The organism is Wujia sp., from assembly GCF_056872695.1.
Genome location: NZ_DBMFCD010000012.1, coordinates 57,443 through 79,250 on the forward strand (window position 1 = coordinate 57,443; position 21,808 = coordinate 79,250).

At 43.0% G+C, this 21,808-nt stretch carries 20 protein-coding genes and 1 pseudogene; 20 read left to right on the plus strand and 1 reads right to left on the minus strand.

Annotated features, from left to right (window positions below; genetic code table 11):
* Nucleotides 1–2: 2 nt before the first annotated feature.
* The 16 genes and pseudogenes from ACZQK9_RS11240 to ACZQK9_RS11315 all read left to right on the plus strand — a co-directional run bounded on the left by ACZQK9_RS11240 (nucleotide 3) and on the right by ACZQK9_RS11315 (nucleotide 17,104).
* The gene (locus tag ACZQK9_RS11240) at nucleotides 3–800 is read left to right on the plus strand and encodes an ABC transporter permease (RefSeq protein WP_178017196.1); all 798 of its coding nucleotides are present in this window, start codon (nucleotides 3–5) and stop codon (nucleotides 798–800) included.
* On the plus strand, nucleotides 800–1,612 hold the full coding sequence (locus tag ACZQK9_RS11245) for an ABC transporter permease (RefSeq protein WP_118544905.1): 813 nt from the start codon (nucleotides 800–802) through the stop codon (nucleotides 1,610–1,612). The genes ACZQK9_RS11240 and ACZQK9_RS11245 overlap by 1 nt, the downstream gene beginning before the upstream one ends.
* A complete protein-coding gene (locus tag ACZQK9_RS11250) occupies nucleotides 1,602–3,119 on the plus strand; it encodes an extracellular solute-binding protein (RefSeq protein ID WP_483270620.1) in 1,518 nt (505 codons plus the stop codon). Before ACZQK9_RS11245 ends, ACZQK9_RS11250 begins: the two co-directional genes overlap by 11 nt.
* A 14-nt stretch (nucleotides 3,120–3,133) precedes the next feature.
* Complete coding sequence (recO, locus tag ACZQK9_RS11255) at nucleotides 3,134–3,871, plus strand: DNA repair protein RecO (RefSeq protein ID WP_483270621.1); 738 nt, start codon at nucleotides 3,134–3,136, stop codon at nucleotides 3,869–3,871.
* 169 nt (nucleotides 3,872–4,040) lie between these two features.
* Nucleotides 4,041–5,438, plus strand: coding sequence for a glycine--tRNA ligase (locus ACZQK9_RS11260; protein WP_483270622.1), 1,398 nt, complete (start codon nucleotides 4,041–4,043; stop codon nucleotides 5,436–5,438).
* A 156-nt stretch (nucleotides 5,439–5,594) separates the two neighbouring features.
* Nucleotides 5,595–7,091, plus strand: coding sequence for a sodium:solute symporter family protein (locus tag ACZQK9_RS11265; protein ID WP_483270623.1), 1,497 nt, complete (start codon nucleotides 5,595–5,597; stop codon nucleotides 7,089–7,091).
* Nucleotides 7,092–7,154: 63 nt separating this feature from the next.
* Nucleotides 7,155–7,625 carry a hypothetical protein gene (locus ACZQK9_RS11270; protein WP_117781036.1) on the plus strand — a complete coding sequence of 157 codons (471 nt, stop codon included), beginning with the start codon at nucleotides 7,155–7,157 and terminating at the stop codon, nucleotides 7,623–7,625.
* Between the two features lie 233 nt (nucleotides 7,626–7,858).
* Nucleotides 7,859–10,495, plus strand: a complete 2,637-nt coding sequence (ppdK, locus tag ACZQK9_RS11275; RefSeq protein WP_021985071.1) for a pyruvate, phosphate dikinase — start codon at nucleotides 7,859–7,861, stop codon at nucleotides 10,493–10,495.
* A gap of 172 nt (nucleotides 10,496–10,667) precedes the next feature.
* A complete protein-coding gene (locus tag ACZQK9_RS11280) occupies nucleotides 10,668–10,961 on the plus strand; it encodes a nucleotidyltransferase family protein (RefSeq protein WP_483270624.1) in 294 nt (97 codons plus the stop codon).
* Complete coding sequence (locus ACZQK9_RS11285; RefSeq protein ID WP_483270625.1) at nucleotides 10,951–11,286, plus strand: HepT-like ribonuclease domain-containing protein; 336 nt, start codon at nucleotides 10,951–10,953, stop codon at nucleotides 11,284–11,286. The genes ACZQK9_RS11280 and ACZQK9_RS11285 overlap by 11 nt, the downstream gene beginning before the upstream one ends.
* Before the next feature lie 113 nt (nucleotides 11,287–11,399).
* On the plus strand, nucleotides 11,400–12,989 hold the full coding sequence (locus ACZQK9_RS11290; RefSeq protein WP_483270626.1) for a hypothetical protein: 1,590 nt from the start codon (nucleotides 11,400–11,402) through the stop codon (nucleotides 12,987–12,989).
* Between the two features lie 48 nt (nucleotides 12,990–13,037).
* Nucleotides 13,038–13,187 (plus strand): annotated as a pseudogene (locus ACZQK9_RS11295) (transposase); the annotation flags it as partial.
* Between the two features lie 93 nt (nucleotides 13,188–13,280).
* Nucleotides 13,281–14,003: a helix-turn-helix domain-containing protein gene (locus tag ACZQK9_RS11300; protein WP_483270627.1), complete on the plus strand. Its 723-nt coding sequence runs from the start codon at nucleotides 13,281–13,283 to the stop codon at nucleotides 14,001–14,003.
* The gene (locus tag ACZQK9_RS11305; RefSeq protein ID WP_118373536.1) at nucleotides 13,990–15,117 is read left to right on the plus strand and encodes a hypothetical protein; all 1,128 of its coding nucleotides are present in this window, start codon (nucleotides 13,990–13,992) and stop codon (nucleotides 15,115–15,117) included. Before ACZQK9_RS11300 ends, ACZQK9_RS11305 begins: the two co-directional genes overlap by 14 nt.
* A gap of 166 nt (nucleotides 15,118–15,283) precedes the next feature.
* On the plus strand, nucleotides 15,284–16,099 hold the full coding sequence (locus ACZQK9_RS11310; RefSeq protein ID WP_483270628.1) for a hypothetical protein: 816 nt from the start codon (nucleotides 15,284–15,286) through the stop codon (nucleotides 16,097–16,099).
* Between the two features lie 114 nt (nucleotides 16,100–16,213).
* The gene (locus ACZQK9_RS11315; RefSeq protein WP_216506611.1) at nucleotides 16,214–17,104 is read left to right on the plus strand and encodes a cation diffusion facilitator family transporter; all 891 of its coding nucleotides are present in this window, start codon (nucleotides 16,214–16,216) and stop codon (nucleotides 17,102–17,104) included.
* Between the two features lie 106 nt (nucleotides 17,105–17,210).
* Here ACZQK9_RS11315 and ACZQK9_RS11320 read toward each other — a convergent pair whose 3' ends face one another.
* A complete protein-coding gene (locus tag ACZQK9_RS11320) occupies nucleotides 17,211–18,458 on the minus strand; it encodes a deoxyguanosinetriphosphate triphosphohydrolase family protein (protein WP_483270629.1) in 1,248 nt (415 codons plus the stop codon).
* 198 nt (nucleotides 18,459–18,656) lie between these two features.
* On the opposite strand from ACZQK9_RS11320, the gene ACZQK9_RS11325 reads away from it, so the two are divergent.
* Genes ACZQK9_RS11325 through ACZQK9_RS11340 form a run of 4 tightly spaced genes read left to right on the plus strand, consistent with a single transcriptional unit; the run spans nucleotide 18,657 to nucleotide 21,751 of the window.
* A complete protein-coding gene (locus ACZQK9_RS11325) occupies nucleotides 18,657–18,830 on the plus strand; it encodes a hypothetical protein (RefSeq protein ID WP_021985064.1) in 174 nt (57 codons plus the stop codon).
* A 21-nt stretch (nucleotides 18,831–18,851) separates the two neighbouring features.
* Nucleotides 18,852–19,334: an acyl-CoA thioesterase gene (locus tag ACZQK9_RS11330; protein WP_177980701.1), complete on the plus strand. Its 483-nt coding sequence runs from the start codon at nucleotides 18,852–18,854 to the stop codon at nucleotides 19,332–19,334.
* Nucleotides 19,335–19,349: 15 nt separating this feature from the next.
* Nucleotides 19,350–20,744 (plus strand): alanine/glycine:cation symporter family protein, encoded by a 1,395-nt coding sequence (locus tag ACZQK9_RS11335; RefSeq protein ID WP_325274292.1) that lies wholly within the window; start codon nucleotides 19,350–19,352, stop codon nucleotides 20,742–20,744.
* A 23-nt stretch (nucleotides 20,745–20,767) separates the two neighbouring features.
* On the plus strand, nucleotides 20,768–21,751 hold the full coding sequence (locus tag ACZQK9_RS11340) for a Gfo/Idh/MocA family protein (protein ID WP_483270630.1): 984 nt from the start codon (nucleotides 20,768–20,770) through the stop codon (nucleotides 21,749–21,751).
* Nucleotides 21,752–21,808 lie beyond the last annotated feature (57 nt).

Below are 21,808 nucleotides of genomic sequence, written 5' to 3' on the forward strand. Positions count from 1 at the left end.
GTATGCGTTCTTCACGTTTTGCAAAGAGCGGACTGGGTATACCTTATGCACTTTTTCTATTGCTGTTTGTAGTAGCCCCATTGTTTGTTCTTTTATATTATGCGTTTACAAACGGACAAGGTCAGTTTACCGTGCAGAATCTGGCGGCATTCTTTACGAGCCCGAATACGATCGGTACACTTGCGTACAGCTTTGCGCTGGCGGTTGTGACGACCTGCGTCTGTGTACTGCTTGCATATCCAATCGCGTATATCTTAGCGCGCAGCAATATGCGGCATAAGAGTGTGATCTTAGTTGCATTTGTGATGCCGATGTGGATCAATTTCACATTGCGTATCACTGCATTAAAAGAGATACTTACGGTGTTAGAGGGGAATCTTGCCCTGCATCCGTTTTTAAATTCTGTCATCGGCATGACGTATGATTTTCTTCCATTCATGATTCTGCCGATGTACACGACGCTGATGAAGTTAGACACGAGTCTGATAGAGGCGGCAGGTGACCTTGGCGCGAATCCGGTACAGACATTCCTGAAGGTGACACTGCCACTTTCCGTGCCTGGCATTATCAGCGGAATCATGATGGTATTTCTGCCATCTATGACAAACTATGTTGTGCTGGATATGCTTTATAACAGCACGTATATTATGGGTAGTCTGATCGGAAGCTATTTTGCATCCTACGACTGGCACAATGGATCAATGATCGCACTGATCCTGCTTTTGATCATATTGATCTTCACCCTCTTTACGAACAAATACTCGGATGAGGACGAGGGAAGAGGAGGTGCACTGATCTGATGAGAAAGACGATTGGAAAACTATTTTTGATTCTTATGCTGCTCGTTATCTATGCACCGATTCTGATTCTGGCGGTATACAGCTTTACGGATTCCGGGAATATCGGTTCGATCCACGGATTTTCTATGCAGAATTATGTAACACTGTTCACAAAGGGCGAGCTTCGGGATATGATTGTCGGGACGGTTCTTCTGGCACTTGTTTCATCTCTGCTTGCTACAATCCTTGGAACGATGGGTGCGATTGGTGCGTTTTATTCGAAGAAACTTGCGAAGAACTTTATTAACACAGCCAACCAGATTCCGGTTGTCAATGCAGATGTTGTAACCGGTTTTTCCATCTGCGTGCTGCTGATCGTTGCATTTGGCATGAATAAGGAAAGCTATGTGCCGCTGCTGATCGGACATGTAGTGTTATCTGCTCCATTTGTGTATCTGTCTGTGGTTCCGAAATTAAAGCAGATGGATGCAAGTCTGTATGAGGCGGCAATGGATCTAGGCGCGTCTCCGTCGATGGCACTCCGTAAGGTTGTAATCCCGCAGATCATGCCGGGTATCGTATCCGGATTTGCGCTGGCAATCACACTTTCGCTTGATGATTATTTCATTGCAAGCTATACAAAACCGGCAACGTTTAACACGATCAGTACGTATGTTGTCAATGCAACCAAGGGTTCACAGACAGAGATTAAAACTGCACTCTGGGCGCTTTCAACAGTAATCTTCCTGATCGTTATTCTGGCAGTGGTTGTCATGAATGTGGCTGGCAGAAAGACAACCTCTGAAAAAGGAGGTGTCCGCAATGAGAAATAAGATGTTAAAACGTGTGACAGCCGTTGCGGCGGCAGCTATGATGACATTTCTGGCGATGGTGCCGGGAACAAAGATCACACACGCACAGGGAAATGACGACGTGATCAAGCTGCGTGTCTGCAACTGGGAGGAATATATCGATCTTGGTGACTGGGATGAGGAAGAACGCATGGAGCTTGAAAATGGTGCGGAGATCTTCGGTGAGAATTCGATGGTCGATGATTTCACCGAGTGGTATTACAAGACGTATGGCAAGCGCGTGGAGGTTGAGTATTCGTGCTTCGGTACGAACGAGGATCTGTATAATCAGCTGACACTCGGCGATGTGTATGACCTTGTCTGTCCGTCTGACTATATGATCATGAAGCTGATGGCAGAGAAGAAACTGGTGCCGTTTTCAGAAGGCTTTTATGATACGGACAATCCGGATAATTACTATGTGCGCGGGGTATCCGATTATATTAAGGATACGTTTGATGAAAATGAGATCGGCGGTGAGTCGTGGAGTAAATATGCGGCAGGCTATATGTGGGGTGTTACCGGTGTTCTCTACAATCCGGAGAAGATGACAGAAGAGGAAGCATCTACCTGGGATGTGTTTCTAAATGACAAGTTCAAGCGTCAGGTTACGATCAAGGATAATGTCCGGGATTCTTATTTTGCGGCACTTGGTTCTTACAGAAAAGATGAACTGATGGATGAATCGCTCCGCAATGCACCGGATTATCAGGAACGGTTGATGCAGATCATGAATGATGTGGATTCTGATACGATTGAGAATGTAGAGGACATCCTGCAGGATATGCAGGGTAATGTTTATTCGTTTGAGACCGACAGCGGTAAAGCAGATATGATCAGTGGAAAGGTCGTTGCAAACTACCAGTGGTCCGGAGATGCTGTCTATGCGATGGATCAGGCAGAAGAGGATGATTTCTATCTGAATTTTGCGGTGCCGGAGGAGTCGACGAACCTGTGGTTTGACGGCTGGGTTATGCTGAAAAGCGGAATCGGACAGGATGCGGAAAAACAGCAGGCTGCGGAAGCGTTTGTGAATTTTGTATCGCGTCCGGACAATGCGGTGCGTAACATGTATTACATTGGTTATACATCGGTGATCAGTGGCGGTGACGATGATACAGTCTATGATTATCTGAAATGGAATTATGAGGCAGAGGATGATGAAGAGGATACAACAGAGTATCCGGTTGGTTTCTTCTTCTGTGGGGATGATTCCAATGAAGATTATATTATGACTGTGCCGGAAGAACAGACGCGCAGACAGTTGTTTGCACAGTATCCGACGCAGGAGGTACTGCAACGGAGTGCAGTCATGCAGTATTTTGATGATACGGCGAATAAGGAAATCAATCAGATGTGGATCAATGTCCGGTGTTATAATATTGAGGATGTGCCGGTACAGATATGGATTTTCGTTGGTGCGGCCATCGTACTTGTGATTTATATTACCATACGTATCCGGATGAGTCATTACCGGGAAAAGAAATAGAGAGATAACAGAACATGCGTGAGGAAATACAGGTAACGGGTATAATTTTATATGCAACACTTGTGAAGGAGTACGACAAGCGGTTGGTCATACTGACCAGGGAACGCGGAAAGATCACAGTGTTTGCAAATGGTGCCAGAAAGGCAGTAAGCCAGCTTCGGGCGGCGAGCCAGAGTTTCGTGATGGGTACCTTTACTGTATTTCCGGGAAGAGATTCCTATACGTTAGTCAAAGCGGAGGTCCGGGAATATTTTTCCGGACTTCCTTTGGATATGGAGAAGCTGTGCTATGCATCGTATGTGTGTGAGTTTATGTCCTATTATACAAGAGAGGGCAGTTACTGTGTGAACGAGCTGAATCTACTTTATGTAACCCTTAAAGCACTTGAACAGGGAACCGTGGACAATCAGCTGATCCGCTATGTGTTCGAGGTACGGCTGATGGATATAGAAGGACAGGGAATTCATGCATATACATGTGTACGCTGCAATAAGAAGGAACTGAAATATTTCAATGCGAAGGCAGGCGGGCTTCTGTGTGAGGCATGCGGAAAAGAGCTGAAGCTCACACGGACGGTATCCGAGACACTTATTTATACTCTGCAATATATCCAGTCGGCAGATCTTACGAAGCTGTATGCGTTTCAGTTAAGTGAAGAGGCGATGGCAGAATTAAAGTACGTGGCAGACCGTTTCCGGGAAGCATATATCGACCGGGAATTCAAATCGCTGGAAATACTATCATCCCTGTAAAAGCCCGACACATAAAAATGCATGGTGTATGATGAATTTCAAAAATATGGTTGCAATCTGAACCATTAGCCTGTAAAATGTTGTATGTTTCATATGGTGAAGAAAGTCACACCGAAAAATAATAAGAATCCGCACACTCCGGTGCGAGAGGAAGGAAGGTTTACAAAATATGGAAAAGACTTTAGACAAAATCGTAGCACTTGCAAAGAACAGAGGATTTGTGTATCCGGGTTCTGAAATCTATGGCGGACTTGCCAATACATGGGATTACGGAAACCTTGGAGTTGAGCTCAAAAACAATGTGAAGAAAGCATGGTGGAAGAAGTTCATTCAGGAGAATCCTTACAACGTAGGTGTGGATTGTGCCATTCTTATGAATCCACAGACATGGGTGGCATCCGGTCACTTGGGTGGATTTGCAGATCCTCTGATGGACTGTAAAGAGTGTCACGAGCGTTTTCGTGCAGATAAATTGATTGAAGATTATATGACTGACAACGGAATCGAGATCGAGGGTTCCATTGACGGCTGGACAAATGAGCAGATGGAACAGTATGTGGAAGAGAATCATATCTGCTGTCCAAGCTGCGGCAAGCATAACTTTACCGGTATCCGTCAGTTTAACCTGATGTTCAAGACATTCCAGGGTGTAACCGAGGATGCAAAGAATACAGTTTACTTAAGACCGGAGACCGCACAGGGTATCTTCGTAAACTTCAAGAATGTACAGCGTACATCCCGTAAGAAGATTCCTTTCGGTATCGGTCAGATCGGAAAGTCCTTCCGTAACGAGATCACACCGGGTAACTTCACATTCCGTACAAGAGAGTTTGAGCAGATGGAGCTGGAGTTCTTCTGCGAGCCTGGTACAGATATGGAATGGTTCCGTTACTGGAGAGAATTCTGTATTAACTGGCTGAAGGATCTTGGCATCAAGGATGATGAGATGCGTGCACGTGACCATTCTCCGGAGGAGCTTTGCTTCTACAGCAAGGGTACAACGGATATTGAGTTCCTGTTCCCATTTGGCTGGGGCGAGCTGTGGGGAATTGCAGACCGTACCGATTACGATCTGAAACAGCATCAGAATACATCCGGTGAGCCAATGGAATACTTCGATGATGAGAAGAAGGAAAAGTATATTCCATATGTTGTTGAGCCATCATTAGGTGCAGACCGTGTGACACTTGCATTCCTCTGTGCCGCTTATGACGAGGAGAATATCGGAACCGAGGAGAAGCCGGATATGAGAACCGTACTTCATTTCCATCCGGCATTAGCACCGGTTAAGATCGGTGTGCTTCCGCTTTCTAAGAAGCTGAACGAAGGTGCAGAGAAGATCTATGCAGAGCTTGCAAAGACATATAACTGTGAGTTCGATGACAGAGGAAACATCGGTAAGCGTTACAGAAGACAGGATGAGATTGGTACTCCGTTCTGTGTGACTTACGATTTTGAGTCTGAGACAGACGGCGCTGTAACTGTCCGTGATCGTGATACGATGGAGCAGGAGCGTGTGAAGATCGAAGATCTGAAGGCTTACTTCGAGAAGAAATTTGAATACTAAAAGAGGATAAGGGACAGGGATGCTTGTCGGCATCCCTTTTCTTTTTATCAGATTACTTTAATACAGTAAAGCGTTACGCAATAACGCAATGGAGAAATGAAGGACTAAATCGAGCGGGATTTACAATCACCAGACAGAAGAAAAAGGAGAGAGAAAATGGCGATTAAAATTATCATGTTAGTAATATTTTTTGGAGTGATGATCGGTGTCGGCGTCTACTGCCGGAGGCATGCGACCGATGTCAATGGATTTGTATTAGGTGGAAGAAATGTTGGACCATGGCTGACTGCATTTGCATACGGAACTTCATACTTTTCGGCGGTTATCTTCATCGGATATGCGGGACAGTTCGGATGGAAGTTCGGTCTTGCTTCCACATGGATCGGTCTTGGAAATGCATTTATCGGTTCCCTGCTTGCATGGAATGTACTTGGCAGACGGACGAGAACAATGAGCCAGCATTTAGAGAGTAAGACAATGCCGGAATTCTTCGGTGTCCGGTTTGATTCGAAGATGCTTAAGATCTTAGCATCCTTGATTGTATTTGTATTCCTGATTCCGTATACAGCATCGCTTTATAACGGACTTTCAAGATTGTTTGGGATGGCGTTTAACCTGGATTATACAGTCTGCATTGTCGTGATGGCAGTGCTTACCGGAATCTATGTGATCGCAGGCGGTTACATGGCAACAGCCATCAATGATTTTATTCAGGGATGTATCATGATCATCGGAATCATCGCGGTCATTGCATCAGTATTAAAATCAAATGGTGGATTCATGCAGGCAATCAATGCATTGGCACGAGTAGAGGATGCGCAGGCAACATCCACACCGGGTGCATTTGCATCGTTCTTCGGACCGGATCCTTTTGGACTTCTGTGTGTTGTAATCCTGACGTCACTTGGCACATGGGGACTTCCTCAGATGGTACAGAAGTTCTATGCGATCAAGGATGAGAAGTCAATCGGAAAAGGAACCTTAATATCCACAATCTTCGCAATCATTGTAGCAGGTGGCTGTTATTTCCTCGGTGGTTTCGGCAGACTGTATGATATCGACATCGCGGCACAGGGCTATGATGCGATTATCCCGGCGATGATCGAGAAGCTGTCTCCGTTTTTGATCGCGGTTGTTGTAATCCTGGTACTTTCTGCATCCATGTCGACATTATCGTCACTGGTGCTCGCATCTTCTTCGACACTGACGCTGGATATGATCCGTGGCACGATCGTGAAGGAGATGACAGAGAAGAAACAGGTATTTATCATGCGTATCTTCATCGTTGTATTTATCGCAATCTCCGCAGTGATCGCGGTTGTACAGTATAAGAACGGCGTGACATTTATCGCACAGCTTATGGGTATTTCATGGGGCGCGCTTGCAGGCGCATTCCTTGCACCGTTTATCTACAGCCTGTACTGGAAGGGCGTGACGAAGGCCGCCGTGCTTGTGAACTTCCTGTTCGGCAGTGGCATCATGGTAGCGAATATGCTCGCAAGAGCATCATTCCCAACCATATTGCAGTCGCCGATCAACTGTGGTGCATTTGCAATGCTTGCCGGACTTCTCATCGTGCCGGTTGTGAGCCTTATCACACCGAAGCTTTCCGATGAGAAGAAACAGGCGGTATTTTCCTGCTATGAAAAATAAGTTCTAAACAGAGGATTTGCGCATAGGCTATATAGAAACCAAGTTGTACGAGAGGACGGCAGCATGAGAACACGACAAACGGCGCTTCGCATGATCGTACTTTCATTTTTACTTGTGGGATGCATGTGTATCTTCGCGGCCTGTGCAAAATCAGAGAAGAAGGCTTCGGCTGCGGGGGTATACCATCTGTATTCCATGGAGTCGGACGGGGACAGCTATTCTCACGACGATATCGTGTCATATGGGCTGGATTCCATGGCACTTACGTTGTATGCGGATGGCACGGCAAGCCTTGGCTTCGGAGAGGAGACAGAGCAGTTTCAATGGAAGGAAGGCATGCTTTATTCGGATGATGAGGAGATTGCTTTTACCGTGGAAAATGGAATGCTCACCGTATCAATGGATACAGAAAGCATGGTTTTCGAGCGGGTGAAAGATGCACCGGAGAAGATGGAAGTCCAGAACCCGGAAGAAACAACCGGCACCCCGACAGACGATACGGAAGTGTCCGGAACGGATTTTCCGCAGCAGTAGATACGAGCAGCCCGGACTGAAAAGAGAATAAAAAAGGCAGTTGATTTCCGCGTAAAATACGTCCGGAAAACCAATTGCCTTTCTTTTTATGTTTTTTTATGGCGATTTTACTAAATATTTATAAAAATGCCTTTATCAATTGTGGAAATTATGTTATAATTTTTTGCAGTGTGATGGGGACGTGCCATAGTCTGCTATCGCAGAAATTTGATTACTTAGGAGGTATATGACAAATGGCAAACAAGTGGGTTTATATGTTTAGCGAAGGCGACATGACCATGCGTAATCTTCTTGGTGGTAAGGGTGCCAACCTTGCAGAGATGACAACAATTGGTCTTCCGGTACCACAGGGATTCACAATTACAACAGAAGCTTGTACACAGTACTATGAGGATGGTCGTAAGATTAATGATGAGATCATGGCTCAGGCTATGGAAGGTGTTAAGAAGATGGAGGAGATCAACGGCAAGAAGTTTGGCGATCTCAAGAATCCATTGCTTGTTTCTGTACGTTCAGGTGCCAGAGCTTCTATGCCTGGTATGATGGATACAATCCTGAACCTCGGTTTGAACGACGAGGTAGTTGCAGCTATGATCGCTGGTAACCCGGATCCAGCATTCGAGCGTTTCGTATATGATTCTTACAGACGTTTCATCCAGATGTTCTCAGACGTTGTTATGGAAGTTGGTAAGAAGTACTTCGAGCAGCTGATCGACAAGATGAAGGAAGAGAAGGGTGTTAAGTTCGACGTTGAGCTTACAGCAGCAGATCTTAAGACTCTTGCAGAGCAGTTCAAGGCTGAGTACAAGAATCAGCTTGGTACAGACTTCCCTTCAGATCCTGTAGAGCAGTTGAAGCTTGCTATCGAGGCAGTATTCCGTTCATGGGATAACCCTCGTGCAAACGTATACAGAAGAGATAACGATATCCCTTATTCATGGGGTACAGCCGTTAACGTAATGCCTATGGTATTCGGTAACCTGAACAACGAGTCTGGTACAGGTGTTGCATTTACTCGTGACCCTGCAACAGGTGAGAAGAAGCTTATGGGTGAGTTCCTGATCAACGCACAGGGCGAGGACGTAGTTGCCGGTGTTCGTACACCAATGCCAATCGCTCAGATGGAGCAGGAATTCCCAGAAGCATATGCAGAGTTCATTCAGGTATGTGAGACACTTGAGAATCACTATCATGATATGCAGGATATGGAGTTCACAGTTGAGAACAAGAAGCTTTACATGCTTCAGTGTAGAAATGGTAAGAGAACAGCTCAGGCAGCTCTTCAGATCGCTTGTGACCTTGTAGATGAGGGACATAAGACAGAGGAAGAAGCAGTTGCTATGATCGATCCTCGTAACCTTGATACACTTCTTCACCCACAGTTCGATGCAGCAGCTCTTAAGGCAGCTACACCTATGGGTAAGGGTCTTGGTGCTTCTCCTGGTGCTGCATGTGGTAAGGTTGTATTTACAGCTGACGATGCAGAGGCATGGGCAGCAAGAGGCGAGAAGGTAGTTCTTGTTCGTCTTGAGACATCTCCAGAAGATATCACAGGTATGAAGTCTGCTCAGGGTATCCTGACAGTTCGTGGTGGTATGACATCTCACGCAGCCGTAGTTGCTCGTGGTATGGGTACATGTTGTGTATCTGGTTGTGGCGACATCATCATGGATGAGGAAAACAAGCAGTTCACACTTGCAGGTAAGACATTTAAGGAAGGTGACTTCATTTCAATCGATGGTACAACAGGTAACATCTACGATGGAGTTATCAAGACAGTTGATGCTTCTATCGCTGGTACATTCGGTAGAGTTATGGCATGGGCTGATAAGTATAGAACATTGAAGGTTAGAACAAATGCTGATACACCGGCAGATGCTAAGAAGGCTCGTGAGCTTGGTGCAGAAGGTATCGGTCTTTGCCGTACAGAGCATATGTTCTTCGATCCAGAGAGAATCGCAGCATTCCGTGAGATGATCTGCTCTGATACAGTAGAAGAGAGAGAAGAAGCTCTGGACAAGATCCTTCCATATCAGCAGAATGACTTCAAAGCACTCTATGAGGCACTTGAAGGAAATCCTGTTACAATCAGATTCCTGGATCCACCTCTTCATGAGTTCGTTCCTACAGAGGATGCTGATATCGAGAAGCTTGCTAAGGCTAAGAATAAGACAGTTGATGAGATCAAGGCTCTTTGCAACTCACTTCATGAGTTCAACCCTATGATGGGTCACAGAGGATGCCGTCTTGCTGTTACTTATCCGGAAATCGCTAAGATGCAGACAAAGGCAGTTATCCGTGCAGCTATCGAAGTTCAGAAGGCACATCCGGATTGGAATGTTGAGCCAGAGATCATGATCCCACTTGTATGTGAGGTTAAGGAGCTTAAGTATGTTAAGAAGACAGTTGTTGAGACTGCTGATGCTGAGATCGCTGCTGCAGGCGTAGATCTGAAGTACGAAGTTGGTACAATGATCGAGATCCCTAGAGCTGCTCTTACAGCTGATGACATCGCTAAGGAAGCTGACTTCTTCTGCTTCGGTACAAACGATCTGACTCAGATGACATTTGGTTTCTCAAGAGATGATGCTGGTAAGTTCCTCAATGCTTACTATGATGCTAAGATCTTCGAGAACGATCCATTTGCTAAGCTTGACCAGACAGGTGTTGGTAAGCTCATGGATATGGCAGTTAAGCTTGGTAAGCCAGTAAATCCAAAGCTTCATATCGGTATCTGTGGTGAGCACGGTGGAGATCCTTCATCTGTTGAGTTCTGCCACAAGATTGGTCTTGATTATGTATCATGTTCACCATTCCGTGTACCTATCGCTAGACTTGCTGCTGCTCAGGCTGCAATCGCTAATAAGTAATACACCGTACACGTTGGTGAATAGAACTTAATTAGTTTTATAGAAAAGAAGCTTCTGTTACTGTTCCATAACAGTAGCAGGGGCTTCTTTATTTTTTAGAAATTGTGTATAATATAAGAGAAAGAATTTTGTTTGCTATGATATAATTATGTGAATATAGGAGGTGTGCAACATGTGTTATACAATTGAAGAAATAAAAGTAAAAACGATACCAGTTGCTAAGAAACATGGCATATCTCGCATGTGTTTATTTGGTTCTTATGCAAGAGGAGAAGCAAATGATGATAGTGATGTTGATTTATATGTAGATAAGGGAAAGATGACAAGTTTGATAAAATATATGGCATTTGTGTATGATTTGGAGAATGCGCTTAATTGTCATGTTGATGTCGTCACAACAGGAATAAAGGATAAAGATTTTTTAGACAATATCCAAAGTGAAGGAGTGGTTCTTTATGAAGAATAATGATATAGAAGTGCTTAAAAAGATTATTGGATATTGCAATGATATAGAATTGCTGAAAGAAAAATATAATTGTAGTTTTGAAAAATACGAGAGTGATATTTCGTTTCAATATTCATGTAATATGTGTATTATTCAGATAGGTGAATTGGTTGGTCGGTTATCAGAAGATTTTGTTGGTAATCATAATGAAATACCATGGCACGCAATAAAAGGAATGAGAAATTTACATGCACATGATTACGAGAATGTAGACCTTGAGATTGTATGGAATACTTTAATAGAGGATATTCCAAAATTAAAAGAGCAAATTAAAGAATTGATTTAATTTTTTTGAAAGTCCGGATGACGTATGAATTATCTGGACTTTGATTGTTAAATTCTATTTTGTGTATACTTGATATGGTTACAAAAATTGAAATGAAGTAAAAGAACGAAAACATGGGGAGTATAATGCTGGAAGATGAACAGAAGAAAATAATCACATATCATAGAATATGGTTTATACGTCTGATTGCAATGATTGTGGCATGTCAGGCATTGAAACAGTTAATTGGTGCATCACCATTGTGGAGAGGTGAATATCCATTTGGGCTTGCTTTTTACACGAAGTATGCCAGACTTTGCAATATGGATGATTTTGTTAAAGTGTATGGTGCAAATTTCTGGCTAGGATTGGAAGTGTTATTTACCTGCGCATTGGTGTGCTATGTTCTGGCATGGATTATGCAGAAGGTAAATGAAAAAACTTCGGCGCGTTTGGATTTGTTTGCGGATGTGACAGTAATTGCAGTTTTGATTGTCGATTTTATAAGCAATCTGTATTGCTTTAAGGCGCATGTCTATGCAGAACAAAGTACAGTTTTGTATTTTGTGCGAATAGCAGTGATGATAATTGTTTTACTTATCCACATATACGAGTATCGGCGAAATAAGAATTTGTTTGATAAGGAGAGCAAAACGGTTCATATATCGTCTCTGGTTGTGGGAATTGCATTCGTGTGTGTGTCCGCATTTTTCGTTGGAAAGAATTTTGTTATTTACAATAATTACAAATCATTCTATGGTGCATATGCGAAAGAAGAACACGGTCCGGATGCAGCATATGAGGATAAAGTAATGAATTACAACGAGCGTGCAGTGGCAAATGGGGATGAACTGTTTTTCTTTCATAAAACTGAGAATGCAATCTGCAAGGTTGATAAAGAAGGCAAAATGTCGACGATCATTACGTTCGATGAGATCAAGAAGGCTTGGGAGATGGATGATAGCGAGGAAACCGGCTGGCTCATCCGGTTAGATTATTATGATGGATATGTATATTTTACATATTATTTACAGGATTCCTATTTCTTAAGCCGGATAAATGTGGAAAATGGAAATGTAGATGAACCATATACAGATTCAGCTTTTTATTGCGCAATAAAAGATGGATATCTCTATTATGAGACTCCTGTAGACGATGATTATGAGTATTTTGATGTATATAGGGTAAAAATAGAGAGTCAGATAAATATAGATAAGAAGGAATTATATCTGGGAAAATTTATTGGCGAAACTTATAGTCGTGCAAAGGATTTTTATGCTGAGATTATCTATGATGATGATAGTTATTATCTGGAAGCTGTCTATAATGAGTATGGTGAAAAAAGTATCAGGAAAAATGGAAACAGATATTTGTTATGTACGGATGAGAAGGGGAAGTATACGTTAAAACAGTGTGAGAAAACAGACCAGAAACAAGAGTCCGATGAAACACAGTATACGACAATATCGGAACATGTGCTGGAGTATAATTCCTATGGTGATAAACTGTTTTATCTGAAACAGGAAAATGAAAATACAGAATTGATACAGACGGATTTGAATGGCAATAATGAAAAAGTTCTAAAGCAATATGCGGATTGCTATGAATCGGTTGCATATACTGATCCGACCTACATCTTTTCAATTATGGTATGTGAGGACAAGCTTGTTGTTATGTATGAGGATCAGGAGAGCAATCCGAAGTATGATGTGGTTGGGTATTGAGAATTAAATATATATGATTATTTACGGCATAGCTGTGAAACTGGCTGATGGCCTTATGAAAGGCGTGTGGTATGCAAGGGTGAAAAGCCGGAAAACCAGATGGTTTACATGTACACATTTGTTGTCACAAACATGGATTCATTACCAGAGTATCTCATCAAATTTTACTACAAAAGAGGACTGATGGAAAACTTCATAGGAGTCCTTTGCCATTTTATGTTGCAGTGACAGGGGCTCCGTTTCATTTTGAAGAGTTAAGAGAAACGCCGACTATTAAGAGGAGGAAAAAGGATGTTGTATATAGGATCCAGAATACAGGAATATCGTAAGAAAGCCGAACTGAGTCAGGAAGAATTTGCTGATAAGATAGGTGTAAGCAGACAGGCAGTGTCCAAATGGGAGAGAGATAAGGCATATCCGGATCTTGACAGACTTGTGTGTATATGTGAGATACTTGATGTTCAGATGGATGAGCTTATATATGGAGAAGAAAGAAAAAAACAGGGTGAACTGACTCAGGAGAATCTAGCACCAGACAATATAGTGCACATGAAAAATCTTCGAGGCAGGAACCGGTTCATGAGGCTTAAAGTAATATTTGGAATTATGACAGTTATATGTATATTTTCCATTGTTATGATGGCAGTGTTGTTTGTCAGGAATGAGTGGAGCAACCATAAAGATAAAAACGATAATGTACGTGTTGAGAAGGTGTACCAGCAGTATACAAAGGCTGATCTGTGTTATTTTGATGATGATGGAAGAAAGATAATGAATACTGTATGGCTTGATGTGCCTGGAATACGGGATGGAGATTATATACAGTGTTACACAGGAAATGATAATTCAGGATTGTTTTTGAACTACAGCCTGTCGACGCTGATTTTTGTTGCGGTTTTTGTGATTGTAATGATTATCCTTCTGATACTTACAGGATCCGAGATGCAAAGAATAAAGAAAGAGGAAATACTTCAGATAATACTTGAGGATGAAAAAGCGGATGAAGAAATTTAAAAAGGTATTATATGTGATTATATCTGTCGTTATATTTGCAGGTGCAATAGCTGCTGCTTTGGATTTTATGGGCGTAATCAATCTGAAAAACCATGATCAGACAGAAGATGAGACGTTGTACTCTGAACTGTGGCATATCGTATTTAAGGGATATGCTTTTTCCGTAAAACCAGCAGGAATAGCTATTATACATGAAAGTGGCTGTCTCAACATAAGAAGTACCGACGAGTATCTGGTACAGATAGATGTTGAGGATGATTCTGCTGATGATTTTTGGAATGACAGAGACGGACGTGTACAACATATGAAGGAATCCGGCTATACGATGGAACAGTATCCCGAGAAGATTCGTGTGGATGACAGGGAGTATATAAGATATATAGTGAGCATGAAGGAGGAACGTGGCGCTGAATATGACAGTTCATATTTCTGTGTGCTCATTTCAGATGCAGGAGATGATAAACGGTTTCTCACAGTGGTAAGATTTGATGGAACAGATATAGCTGCCATGGATACTGCATCGAGAAATGATATGTATGAAAAGGCCATTGATGAGGCAGCTTGTGTTACTTCCAGTGCAGTTCCTACGGATGAGACAAATGATATGACAGGCTCATACTGGCAGGCAGATGGGTATTCAGGCACATTCAGTTCAGATGTCGTGAAAGAAGAATATACTGATGCAGAGCTTGTGGACAGCATTGCAAATGAAGATATATATGTATCCTATGAAATTCCAGAGAATTTCATACTTCTAAGAGATGATCAGACTGGGAAATCTTATTATTCTGAGGCTGATAAATCACAGGTGATAGTGTCTGTTATTCCGTATACATGGAAGAGTGCAGCTGATATGGCAGAAGACAGCAACTCTGCCGGGATTTCCAAGGTTACAGCCGAAGGACAGTATGAGGAAAAGGGAAAAATTTACTATTATTATGCCTATTCCATATTGCGTATACGGAACGGCACAAGGAAGACTTCGTATTACTTTAATGCGTATACAGATCTTGAAGATGGCAATATATACAGCATAAATGGATTTGCTGATGATTCTCCGGAGATAATGAACCCTAAGACATATACAAGGTTTATGAGCATCACTGAGGAGTGAGAAAATTAAAAAATATATATTGATTGATAAAAAGTGATAAAAATTGCAAAAATCAATCATTGCTACCACTGGTTGCATGGATGCTACTGATTTAACCTCGACAGATTTCGGGTGATAAGTGATAATAAATCCGAAAACATATTTTTATCAAGGAGGAACATACTATATGAAAAACAGAAGGATGCTGCAGCTGGGACTTGTCACAGTAGTACTTGGAATGTCTCTTGTTGGCTGTGGGACAGACGAGTCGGACAACAAAACAGAGAAGACAGAGGCAACAGAACAGGTAACTGTAACGGAGGAAAATACTACAGGAGAAGATGCTGCTGATATATCGGCAGATGATACGGAGGATATTGCTGATACATATGATGAATCAACGGAGTTTACGCTTCCGGTATATGATGATTTCACATTGGATCAGGGACTCAGCGAGAAATATGCAGATATGGACAACAGATCATTTGTGTACAATGGTACGAAGCTCATATTAGGAGAATCAACACTCAAGGATCTTATAGATGCAGGTATTCCATTTGATGAGAGTGACCTTAACAACAGTGGCAACAATGTAAATGTAAATTATGAAACTGAGAGGTATCAGGCATCTATCAACGATTATGTAACAATGCAGTTTAAATTTGGTAATTTCACTGACAGCGAGCGGAAGGCTGAGGACTGTGTGCTTTCATATGTGAGATATTCGCACCTCTATGTACCACAGCCGGATTATGATGCTTCCATGAATGCTGAAATCAGTGAATATATGATAGATGGAGCAAAAAAGGTACATTTTTCATTCCCTACTACCCTTACAAAGGATGAGCTGCTGGAAAATAGCAGTGAAAATGCTGAAGAGGATGGGAAAAATGTAAAGTATATGATAGAATCAGAAGTGTATATGGGTGACAGTGGATATGAGTTCGAGTTTAATGATGTAACCGGACAGCTGAAAGAGGTTCGTATAAGCTGGCTTCCATAAGTAATGATTTACTTGTGTATGTTATAAAAAAATAAAGCAATCCCGTTTGGTATATTTTCCAAACGGGATTTTTATGTTATAGTAAAAGGCGAGAATGGGAAGAGGAAAATATATATGAAGAAAGATAAGTTGAAGATAGAGAAGAAGATATTACGATTATCTTTTCTGGGAAGCCTTTTATTTATTATAGCGGAAGGAGTTATGGCGTGGATCACGCATTCGCATTCGCTGCTTACGGACTGTTTGTTTGATGCGGCAGATCTTGTTATGATCGGACCGTTTCTTGTGCTGGTTCCGCTTCTGTATAAGCCGGTTACGGAGAAGCATCCATATGGGTATTCACAGGTAGAATCGCTGTTCCTGCTCGTGAAGTACAGCGTTCTTCTGGCACTCACCTGTAATCTGCTGGTGGAGAACGTAAAGCTGCTCGTGCATGGCGGACATGAGGTAAATGCTGGGAAGATTGCGGTGTTTGAGTTCCTTGTCTGCATAGGATGTGCAGCGATGTATCTCATACTGAATCATTACAGTAAGAAATACGAATCAGAGACGATCAAAGCAGAGCTCTATATGTGGAAGCTGGATGTTGTGAGCAGTCTGGGTGTGGCGGTTGCTTTTGTGGTACAGGTGTTGTTGCTTCATACGAAGCTTCATTTCCTGACACCATATATCGATCCGGCGGTTGCAGCAGTGATGGCAATCCTACTTATAAAGGAGCCGGTCGTTGTGATCTTCCAGAGCATCAAGAATCTGGTTTTGTTTGCACCGGAGGAAGAGGTGTTGAACCAGATCCGTTCGATTGTAGATAAGCATATGAAGGATTATCCATACGAAGTGACATTCCTTGATGTAATCCAGACGGGACGGAAGATCTGGGTGGAAGTCTATATCGGCAACCAGACGGATGTGATACATATCAGTATCCTGCATCAGGTACGGGATGAGATCAAGCAGGAATTAAAGCACAAATATGATCAGGTGTATATCGAGATTATTCCGGATTAGAAGATATCCTTGTGGTTTCGTAAGAAACCATATCAATTCGATGAATTCCAGAAAAAAATAAGACGTATACAATTATGGATTGATTGTATACGTCCTTGCTGATACATTAGTCGAAATACCCAATATAGTCAACCTTGTAGGATCCGTTTGGAAACAGGTAGTTGTACAGATCAATAAAATAATCATCGGTCATGCTTGCCATGAAATCAACGACAATTTCATTCGGATCCTGACTCAGGTAGTGCTCCATGTATTTATCAATATCAAAATAATGACTATATTGGTTGGCACTCCGAATATAATTGATATGATGTTTGTAAAGGATGGATGATTGATCCATCCTTTTTGCCTGTGTGAGAAGTGCTTCATACATATCGTGGAACATCGGCTGGATGTTATTGTTGTACATATCATTTAATTTTGGATTGTTGTATATAGTCTGATAGTTTTCCTTTTTGGCATTCGAAAATGTCTCATACACTTCTTTATCCATGCTGATATAAGGCTTTCCGTAGCTGTGTTCTATGATACTGACTGTCATATTATTGATGATCTGTGCGTTGGTTGTGCCAAGTGTACCGGAAGTAAAATCATCATCATTTTCAATCAGACCGATCTTGACTGCGTCCTGCCGGTCCTTGCCAAGATATGCAATAATGTCACTGATCCGCATGATACAGCCCTCCAGTGTGCCGGGAATCTGTCGTTTGTTCGCAGAAGGATCGGTGTAGCAGTCTTCGAGATTGGTATCAAATTCTCCCCATGGATCCGTGGCAGAAAAGCGCTTTGGTTTATATTCCTGCTGCTCAAGCTCACCATTATGGCAGATGACACCGTCTAATACCTGCAGGCTTACATTCCGGAAAATCAGATGATCCAGGACACGTGCACTGTGAATATTATGATTGAACAATCGTCCGGTATGCCCGTTATAAAGTGCATTTAAGAAACGCTCCCCGGCATGTCCGAACGGAGTGTGACCGATATCATGTCCAAGGGAAATCGCTTCAATCAGATCCAGGTTTAAGCCAAGTGTCATGCCGATAGTACGTGCGATACGGGAGACGAGCTGCACATGTAACGCACGCCTGGAGATATCGTCATTTTTATAGCAGGAGATAACCTGCGTTTTATCCGAATAACGGTTATAATAGTTGTTGTGCAGGATTTTCTCGACATCCATAACGAAAGCAGGACGCCAGAGATGCGGCTTGTCATGGTCGTCAAAACGGCGTATGATCGCAGAATCCGGGCAGGCATATGGATTGACCCAGTGATTCGCGCGATCTTGCTCGATACGTTCTGATAAATCCTTGGATAATGTATGGTAACTGTTATTTTTATTTGCAGGCATGGGGCGTTCCTTCCTTATACACATGTTTTTAACTGAAAATATCTTAGCATTTTGAAGGAAAAAAGACAACTGTACACAGATATGCAGAGAGAAATTATTGTTGAATTATTGTTGAAAACGGAGAAATATATGATGAAAAAAGTATGCTGACATGATACAATGAGCATTATAGATTAAGATGATACAAGGAGCAATCGTATGGAAACATGGTATTATGAAGTGGTGAGTATAGATGGAGATTATGCAAATCTCAAACGGACGGATATCGAGTCCGATGATCTGAAGCTGGTTGCAAGAGCGTTGCTGCCGGAGAATATCGGGGAAGGCTCAAAATTAAAGTATGAATTTCTACAGTATGAGTTGATCGGATGAGAGTAGGAAAGGAATGACAGCATGGAAGAGAGAATAAAAGAAAAACGGGTTGCGGATTCTCTGACAGAGCAGTTCCACGAGATTCGTCCGGAACATTTAAATGGTGCAGATGTGATGTTTGGTGGTATACTGATGGGCTGGATTGACGAGGTGGCAGGTCTTACGGCTATGCGGCATTCTGAGGGGCATGTGCTCACCGCATCGGTAGATAATCTGACTTTTCTGCGTAGCCTTCGCCAGCATGATATTGTCGTATTGATCGGACGCGTAACCTATGTCGGAAATTCATCGATGGAAATTCGCGTGGATTCGTATTTAGAGAAGATTGATGGCATGCGTTATCCGGTGAACCGTGCGTATCTGACACTGGTTGCATTGGATGAGGATAATAAGCCGCGGCGGGTGCCAAGGTTAAAACTGGAAACGGTTGTGGAAGAAGCGGAATGGGAGGCCGGAAAGAAACGCAGCGAGCTTCGGAAACAGCGAAAGAAGGAAGGCTTTTAGAATAGGAGTTTATCAATGTTAGAAAAAGTAGATGCAGTCAATAGCGTGATCAATAATTTTATCTGGGGCGTCCCGGCGATGATCTGTATTATCGGCGTTGGATTATATTTGAGCTTTCGTACCCGGTTTTTGCAGATACGGAAGTTCCCGTATGCCATGAAGGTGACATTTGGACGAATGTTCAAGAAGAAGGAAGCGGGCGATGGTGCGCTCACACCGTTTCAGGCAGTCTGTACGGCACTTGCGGCAACGGTTGGAACCGGAAATGTAGCCGGTGTAGCCGGAGCCATCGCCATCGGAGGACCGGGTGCAATCTTTTGGATGTGGATATCTGCACTGCTCGGTATGTGTACGAAGTTTGCAGAGGTTACACTTGCGGTGCATTTTCGCGAGAAAAATAAAGATGGCGATTATGTCGGAGGACCGATGTATTATATTAAGAACGGATTGAAGAAGCATTGGCAATGGCTGGCGTATCTGTTCTCTGCATTTGGCGTATTGACGGTATTTGGTACGGGAAATGCGACACAGGTCAACACGATTACAACGGCGATTGACTCTGCATTGTTTAATTATAATGTAATTTCCGAGGATCAGGTTTCTACCTTGAATCTTATAATCGGAATTGTGCTGGCAATTCTGATCGCGTTGATTCTGCTCGGCGGAATTAAGCGGATCGGACAGGTAACAGAGAAGCTGGTACCGTTTATGGCAGTGATGTATATCGTGCTTGCAATCGGAGTTGTGCTGCTGAATGTCAAGAACGTACCATCGGTATTTGCATCCATCTTTGAAGGCGCATTTAACCCGGCATCTGTGACCGGTGGCGTTGTTGGAAGCTTCTTCATGAGTATGAAGAAGGGAGTTTCCCGTGGAATCTTCTCGAACGAGGCTGGTCTTGGTACCGGTTCGATCGCACATGCATGTGCAGATACAAGAAAACCGGTAAAGCAGGGATTCTTCGGAATCTTCGAAGTATTTGTCGATACGATTGTGATCTGTACATTGACCGCACTTGTAATCTTATGCAGCAAAGTACCGATTGGATATGGAGAGGCGGCAGGCGCAGAGCTTACAATCAGTGGATTTACGGCGACTTATGGTGGCTGGGTATCCATCTTCACAGCGATTGCAATGTGTTGTTTTGCATTTTCAACAATCATCGGCTGGGGACTTTACGGCGTCCGATGTATTGAATTTCTGTTTGGTACACGGGTAAATAAACCCTTCATGCTTGTGTATTCCCTGGTTGCAATCGTTGGTGCAACGATGAATCTCGGACTTCTGTGGAGCATCGCGGAGACATTTAACGGTTTGATGGTAATCCCGAACCTGATCGCGGTATTCCTGCTGTCGGGTGTCGTGGTGAAGATGGTGAAAGATTATTTTAATGGTATTGAAACATATTAGTGAAAGATGAGGCGGCAAAGCAGATGCAGGATACGTTGAATTGGGCAGTGCTTGGTACCGGTGTGATCGCAAATGAGATGGCACAGGCATTGCAGAAGATGGGAAAATCGTTATATGCAGTTGGAAACCGGACACATGAAAAGGCGGTTGCATTCGCTGAAAAATACGGTGTTTCCAAAGTATATGATTCGATTGATGATATGTTTTTGGATGAGAATGTAGATATCATCTATATTACGAGTCCGCATAATACACATTATGCATTTATGAAACAGGCGCTGATGCATGGAAAGCATCTGCTTGTTGAAAAATCAATTACGCTTAACAGCAGAGAATTGGATGATGTGATCGCGCTTGCGAAAGAGAAGAAGCTGGTGCTTGCAGAAGCAATGACGATCTGGCATATGCCAATCTACAAGAAGCTCTGGGATATCGTGCAAAGTGGTGAGCTTGGAAAGGTGCAGATCATCACGATGAATTTCGGAAGCTTCAAGGAATACGATATGTCAAACCGGTTCTTCAATATGGATCTTGCCGGTGGCGCGATGCTTGATATCGGTGTGTATGCGTTGTCGATCGTTCGGAGTTTTCTGGATGAACAGCCGGATGAGATTGTGAGCCAGTGGAAGCCTTCTCCAACCGGTTCTGATGAGCAGGCAACAATTCTGCTCAAGAATGCACAGGGGCAGATGGCAACGGTTGCACTCTCGATGCATTCGAAACAGCCAAAACGTGCGATGATCAGTCTGGAAAAAGGATATATCGAGATTATGGAGTATCCGCGTGCGGATAAGGCAGTCATCGTGGATGCCGAAAGTGGCGCGCAGACGGAGATTACAGCCGGAGATACTGCGGATGCGCTGTATTATGAGATGCAGGATATGGAGCAGGCGGTAAAAAGCGGGGATGCATCCGCGATGCAGCTTGCGTATTCCAAGGATGTGATGGAGATTATGACGAAGCTTCGGAAAGACTGGGGCATGAAATATCCGGGCGAAGTGTGGTAGTGTGATTAAAGGGAAGCAACAAAGGGTAACATAAATCAAAAGATAAGGAGTGAATGA

What these genes read in the sequence shown, in the direction of transcription:
- ACZQK9_RS11300 (WP_483270627.1), top strand. Translation starts at nt 13,281, where the DNA reads ATGTTGTATATAGGATCCAGAATACAGGAATATCGTAAGAAAGCCGAA.
- ACZQK9_RS11325 (WP_021985064.1), top strand. Translation starts at nt 18,657, where the DNA reads ATGGAAACATGGTATTATGAAGTGGTGAGTATAGATGGAGATTATGCA.
- ACZQK9_RS11335 (WP_325274292.1), top strand. Translation starts at nt 19,350, where the DNA reads ATGTTAGAAAAAGTAGATGCAGTCAATAGCGTGATCAATAATTTTATC.
- ACZQK9_RS11315 (WP_216506611.1), top strand. Translation starts at nt 16,214, where the DNA reads ATGAAGAAAGATAAGTTGAAGATAGAGAAGAAGATATTACGATTATCT.
- ACZQK9_RS11270 (WP_117781036.1), top strand. Translation starts at nt 7,155, where the DNA reads ATGAGAACACGACAAACGGCGCTTCGCATGATCGTACTTTCATTTTTA.
- ACZQK9_RS11260 (WP_483270622.1), top strand. Translation starts at nt 4,041, where the DNA reads ATGGAAAAGACTTTAGACAAAATCGTAGCACTTGCAAAGAACAGAGGA.
- ACZQK9_RS11305 (WP_118373536.1), top strand. Translation starts at nt 13,990, where the DNA reads ATGAAGAAATTTAAAAAGGTATTATATGTGATTATATCTGTCGTTATA.
- ACZQK9_RS11250 (WP_483270620.1), top strand. Translation starts at nt 1,602, where the DNA reads ATGAGAAATAAGATGTTAAAACGTGTGACAGCCGTTGCGGCGGCAGCT.
- ppdK (WP_021985071.1), top strand. Translation starts at nt 7,859, where the DNA reads ATGGCAAACAAGTGGGTTTATATGTTTAGCGAAGGCGACATGACCATG.
- ACZQK9_RS11340 (WP_483270630.1), top strand. Translation starts at nt 20,768, where the DNA reads ATGCAGGATACGTTGAATTGGGCAGTGCTTGGTACCGGTGTGATCGCA.
- ACZQK9_RS11330 (WP_177980701.1), top strand. Translation starts at nt 18,852, where the DNA reads ATGGAAGAGAGAATAAAAGAAAAACGGGTTGCGGATTCTCTGACAGAG.
- ACZQK9_RS11240 (WP_178017196.1), top strand. Translation starts at nt 3, where the DNA reads ATGCGTTCTTCACGTTTTGCAAAGAGCGGACTGGGTATACCTTATGCA.
- recO (WP_483270621.1), top strand. Translation starts at nt 3,134, where the DNA reads ATGCGTGAGGAAATACAGGTAACGGGTATAATTTTATATGCAACACTT.
- ACZQK9_RS11245 (WP_118544905.1), top strand. Translation starts at nt 800, where the DNA reads ATGAGAAAGACGATTGGAAAACTATTTTTGATTCTTATGCTGCTCGTT.
- ACZQK9_RS11280 (WP_483270624.1), top strand. Translation starts at nt 10,668, where the DNA reads ATGTGTTATACAATTGAAGAAATAAAAGTAAAAACGATACCAGTTGCT.
- ACZQK9_RS11265 (WP_483270623.1), top strand. Translation starts at nt 5,595, where the DNA reads ATGGCGATTAAAATTATCATGTTAGTAATATTTTTTGGAGTGATGATC.
- ACZQK9_RS11290 (WP_483270626.1), top strand. Translation starts at nt 11,400, where the DNA reads ATGGGGAGTATAATGCTGGAAGATGAACAGAAGAAAATAATCACATAT.
- ACZQK9_RS11310 (WP_483270628.1), top strand. Translation starts at nt 15,284, where the DNA reads ATGAAAAACAGAAGGATGCTGCAGCTGGGACTTGTCACAGTAGTACTT.
- ACZQK9_RS11320 (WP_483270629.1), bottom strand. Translation starts at nt 18,458, where the DNA reads ATGCCTGCAAATAAAAATAACAGTTACCATACATTATCCAAGGATTTA.
- ACZQK9_RS11285 (WP_483270625.1), top strand. Translation starts at nt 10,951, where the DNA reads ATGAAGAATAATGATATAGAAGTGCTTAAAAAGATTATTGGATATTGC.